The sequence below is a fragment of the uncultured Abyssibacter sp. genome, assembly GCF_964000955.1.
Lineage (GTDB): Bacteria > Pseudomonadota > Gammaproteobacteria > Nevskiales > OUC007 > Abyssibacter.
The window spans coordinates 1-2,639 of the sequence record NZ_CAXFCL010000110.1 but is presented as its reverse complement, the minus strand read 5'-3'; the positions used below and the strand labels follow the sequence as shown (position 1 = coordinate 2,639).

At 67.5% G+C, this 2,639-nt stretch carries 4 protein-coding genes; 1 reads left to right on the top strand and 3 read right to left on the bottom strand.

From position 1 onward, the window contains the following. Both ABNS06_RS05100 and ABNS06_RS05095 read right to left on the bottom strand, forming a co-directional pair. A partial coding sequence (locus ABNS06_RS05100) for a flagellar motor protein MotB (RefSeq protein WP_348672984.1) occupies nucleotides 1-835 on the bottom strand: 835 nt, incomplete at its 3' end. 6 nt (nucleotides 836-841) lie between these two features. Next, nucleotides 842-1,579, bottom strand: a complete 738-nt coding sequence (locus ABNS06_RS05095; protein WP_348672983.1) for a flagellar motor protein — start codon at nucleotides 1,577-1,579, stop codon at nucleotides 842-844. 296 nt (nucleotides 1,580-1,875) lie between these two features. On the opposite strand from ABNS06_RS05095, the gene ABNS06_RS05090 reads away from it, so the two are divergent. Next, entirely contained in the window at nucleotides 1,876-2,157 is a 282-nt protein-coding gene (locus tag ABNS06_RS05090; RefSeq protein ID WP_348672982.1) for an antibiotic biosynthesis monooxygenase family protein, read from the top strand. Nucleotides 2,158-2,166: 9 nt separating this feature from the next. Here the strand turns inward: ABNS06_RS05090 and ABNS06_RS05085 are convergent. After that, a partial coding sequence (locus tag ABNS06_RS05085) for a chemotaxis protein CheW (RefSeq protein WP_348672981.1) occupies nucleotides 2,167-2,639 on the bottom strand: 473 nt, incomplete at its 5' end.

The window sequence follows — 2,639 nt, the reverse complement described above, 5'->3', positions numbered from 1 at the left end:
CTGACGGCGCGCCACGCCGCGCCATGGTCCGCGCGTTCGGCCGCTTGCCCGGCGCCAGTTGTTCGTCGCGAATCACCAGCACCACGCGCCGGTTGCGCTGGCGGCCGCGCACCGTGTCGTTGCCGGCGATCGGCTGAAATTCCCCGTAGCCCTGCACACTTAGCCGCGTGGCGGCGACACCTGCATCGGTCAGCACCCGCAGCACGCTGACGGCGCGGGCCGCGGACAGCTCCCAATTCGACGGAAACCGGCGGGTGTGGATCGGCTCGTTGTCGGTATGCCCCTCGATGATCACGTGGTTGGGGGACGGCGTCAGAATCCCGGCGATGTGGCGGATCAGTGACCCCGCATCCGACGAAATCTCGGCGGCGCCGCTGGCGAACAGCAGGTCGGCGTCCAGTTCAACCTCCAGCCCCTTGCTGCTGCGGCTGACGTAGACCTGCTCGGCGAAGATGCGCCGGCGCAGATCGCGAACCAGCGATTCCTCGACCAGGTCCAGGGTGGTGATGCCATCGTCGTCAGGCGACGGACGCGGCGGGGGTTCGGCCTCGGCGGAACGGGCGAAGGTCGGCGCGTCGAGTGCGGCAGGGGTCTCGCGCAGATGCTGACCCGCGTTGAGCGGTTCGCCGATCGGGATCGGCCTGATGGTTTTCGGTGCGCCGGAAAACGCGGCGTTCAGGGCATCCGACAACACCCGATACTTGCCTTCGTTGGCCGTGGACGTGGCGTACATGACGACGAAAAAGGCCAGCAGCAAGGTGACCAGATCACCGTAGGGAATCGCCCAGCGCTCGGTATGTGCCGGTTCCTCCAGGTGGTTGCGACGCCGGGCCATCGCGGGCTACCGGAAGCCCTGCAACCGGACCTGGATGCTGTTGGGATGCTCTCCGTCGGCGATCGCGACCAGACCCTCGATCATCAGTTCGCGTTCACGGCTCTGACCGGCGATGGTCGCCTTGAGCTTGGCCGCCATCGGCAGGAACAGCAGATTGGCCAGGCCGATGCCATAAACCGTGGCCACGAAGGCGGCGGCAATGCCCGCGCCCAGCTTGTCGGGGTCGGCCAGGTTCTGCATGACCGCCATCAGGCCCATGACCGCGCCGATGATGCCCATGGTGGGCGCATAGGTGCCCATGCCCTCGAACACCTTGGCGGCCGCGGCGTCGCGCGCTTCCAGCGTATCCAGCTCCACATCCAGCGCCGCGCGAATCTGTGCCGGCTCGACGCCATCGACGAGCATCTGCAACCCTCGTCGGGTGAACGAGTCACTGACTGAATGCAGCGTCGACTCCAGCCCAAGCAGGCCGTGTTGCCGGGTGCGCCGCGACCACTGGACCACCGTGTCGATCTGGCCATCCCAGTCAATCACCGGTGGCCGGAATACCCATCGCGCCATCCGCAGGGCACGACGGAACGTAGGCCCTGGCGTCTGGACGAGAATCGCGGCGACTGTGCCGACGATCACGATGACGAACGCCGCGGGGCTGACCAGCGCGGCGACACCGCTGCCCTTGAGCGAGCTGCCTCCGAAGATCGCGCCAAGCGCCAACAGCAGCCCTGCAATGCTCAGCTTGTCCATGTCGTTGGCCTCGGGAATCGTTGCGTCGACTGCGTTCGGGCCTGGCTGCGCCCGTCGCTCGACTTCGTTTGGGTTGTCGGCCCTGCCGCCGGATTCTTGAACGGGGCAACGGGTTTTCCGCAGGTGTCACCGGCGCTGGACGAACGGCACGCGGATGTCCCACAACCGTCATGTCCACGCAGTACGGTCGCCTCCCGGAGCGTTGTGCGCTCAACGAAACACCGGGCCGCACCCTGGCGTTGGCGCGGCTTATCCGCTGGTTCCGGGCAGATCGCAGTCGTGGCGGAGGACACCGCATGCGGATCACGCGAATCAACACGTTCATGGCCGCCGAAGGCATGGGAGATCAGTTGCGATCGGCGCTGCTGGCCATCACCCCGCTGCTACGCAAGGCCGACGGCTGCGCCGGCTGCCGGGTGGTACGGAATCTGGAGCGCCCCGACGAACTGCTGCTGGTCGAGCGCTGGACCTCCGCCGCCGCGCAGGCCGCCTCGGCCCGGCGGATTCCGCCGGAAAAGATCGCCGAACTCGTACCGCTGCTCGCCGGCCCGCCACAGGGGCAGTTCTACCGTGAATAGGCGGGAAGGCTAGAACAGCTCCAGATCGATGTCCTGCTCCGCGCTGGCGGCCACGGCCGGGCGCGGTATGGCGGTAACGGTGGACGCGTAGGCCGGCGAGACCTGATTCAGCAGGCCCGGCAGGTCGAGCACCAAAGCGATGCCGCCGTCACCAGTGACACTGGCGCCGGCGATACCGGCCAGGCCGCCCATCATCTTGCCGAGCGGCTTGACCACGATTTCCTCGCGGCCCGGCACATCGTCGACCAGCAGCGCGCGGCGTTCGCGACCCACGTCGACAACCACGCAGTGCTGCTCCTCGGCGCCCGACGGCCGGCCCACCCAGTGCTCCATGCGGATCAGCGCGATCACGTCCTGATCGCGGCGGATCACCTCGCGGCTGGACATGCATTCCACGCGACTGCTGTCGAAACGGGAGACCTCCTCGATCGCGGTCACCGGGATCGCGAATTCCCGTCCACTGACGGTCACCATCAGCGCCG